The sequence below is a fragment of the Candidatus Saccharimonadia bacterium genome (genome assembly GCA_035544015.1).
Taxonomy (GTDB): domain Bacteria; phylum Patescibacteriota; class Saccharimonadia; order UBA4664; family UBA4664; genus UBA5169.
On the sequence record DATKIP010000001.1, the window covers coordinates 1 to 1,678 of the forward strand.

1 protein-coding gene is annotated in these 1,678 nt (G+C 58.6%); it reads right to left on the bottom strand.

All coding sequences use genetic code 11. The annotated features are described in order from the left end of the window. Positions 1-216: 216 nt before the first annotated feature. A protein-coding gene (locus VMT30_00005; protein ID HVQ43340.1) for an IS3 family transposase occupies positions 217-1,391 on the bottom strand; the annotation gives its coding sequence in 2 pieces (ribosomal slippage) (positions 217-1,127 and positions 1,127-1,391; 1,176 coding nt in all). Between the last annotated feature and the right edge of the window lie 287 nt (positions 1,392-1,678).

The following is a 1,678-nucleotide window of genomic DNA, read 5'->3' on the forward strand; positions in this document are numbered from 1 at the left end:
GGGGATCATCATCATCTCTGGCCATGTTCAGACTCGCTAGGGACTACTCGCTTTCCATTGCGACCCGCTCGAACTCTTCACTGAAATGTCGAATGCGATATTCGGGTTGCTGCCCCTCAAGCGGGGGATTTAGCCCAGTAACAATGTACGTACCGCGGGGCGCGCTTATCACGCGATCCTTGCGGCCTGCCCCGATCGAGTGGTCCGGTGGGGATGTTAGTTTAGGGATGGGCGCGGTGCCAGCGTGAGCGCGTGCGGAGCGGCTGGGCCGGATTGCGGAGCCGGACGCGCGGGCATGAAGGCCTCCGGTGCCGGTGGTCGGTAGCCGAGCGAAGAGTGCGGACGAATAGTGTTGTAGTGCCGTCTCCAGTTCTCGATGATCACCTTGGCCTCTTGCAGAGTGTAAAAGATTTCACCGTTGAGCAATTCGTCACGGAGCTTCGAGTTGAAGCTTTCACAGTAGCCGTTCTCCCATGGACTGCCTCGCTCGATGTAGGCGGTCTTGGCTCCAACGGCGGCAATCCACTCGCGGACGGCCATGGCGACGAACTCCGGGCCATTGTCGGAACGAATGTGCCCAGGGATTCCACGCAGGATGAACAGGTCTGAGAGCGCGTCGATCACATCGGTCGACCTAAGCTTTCGGTTCACACGGATTGCCAGGCATTCGCGCGTGAACTCATCGATGACGTTGAGCATGCGGTACTTCCTCCCGTTGTGGGTTCGATCCTCGACGAAGTCGTAGGACCAGATATGATTGGGATATAGCGGCCGCAGACGGATGCACGATCCGTCATTGAGCCACAGCCGGCCTTTCTTCGGCTGCTTCTGCGGAACTTTCAGCCCCTCCCGCCGCCAGATCCGTTCGACGCGTTTGATGTTCACCACCCACCCGGCGTCCCGCAGCATGGCTGCGATCCGTCGATAACCGTAACGGCCGTACTCGGTGGCGAACGCAATGATCGCGGCGGTCAGAGCCGCCTCATCATCTCGCATCGTTGGTATCTTGCGCTGTGTGGATCGATGCTGGCCAAGAACCCGACACGCAAGGCGCTCGGAGACACCATGCTTGGCAATGACATGATCCACACAGGCACGGCGGCGGGCGGGGCTTACCAGTTTCCCGAGGCGGCCTCTTTGAGGATCAGCTTTTCTAGCGTCAAATCAGAGACCGCACGACGCAATTGCCTGTTCTCAGTCTCCAGCTCCTTGAGCCGCTTGACCTGGTCGCCCTTCAGGCCACCGTATTCCGAGCGCCAGCGATAGTACGTTACTTCCGTCACACCTATCGTCCGAACCGCTTCCGCGATCGGACGGCCCTGCGAAACCAGCACATCAACCTGCCGCAGCTTCGTGACGATCTCTTCCGCAGTGTGTCGCTTCCTTGCCATTCTTCAGTCCTCCATCAGGCCATAAGCCATACATCAGGGAGGACCACTTCTCAGGGGGCAGACCAGAATGTGTCTTCATAGTGCTTTTCTCCTAACCCCTCTTCCAAAGACAAACATAACGAAGTTCATCCGGTTCCGTCGTCGGGAGCGCGCGAGGCGGTTCCTTCGCTACCCATCTCGCTCGATCACCCTCAGCTTGTGTTTCGCATCTTTGCTGGCTTGTCTGGCTTCGAGGACAGCTTTCGCCCGTCCCTCGTCTTTGCCCTCTATGTCTTCCAACTCCTCGT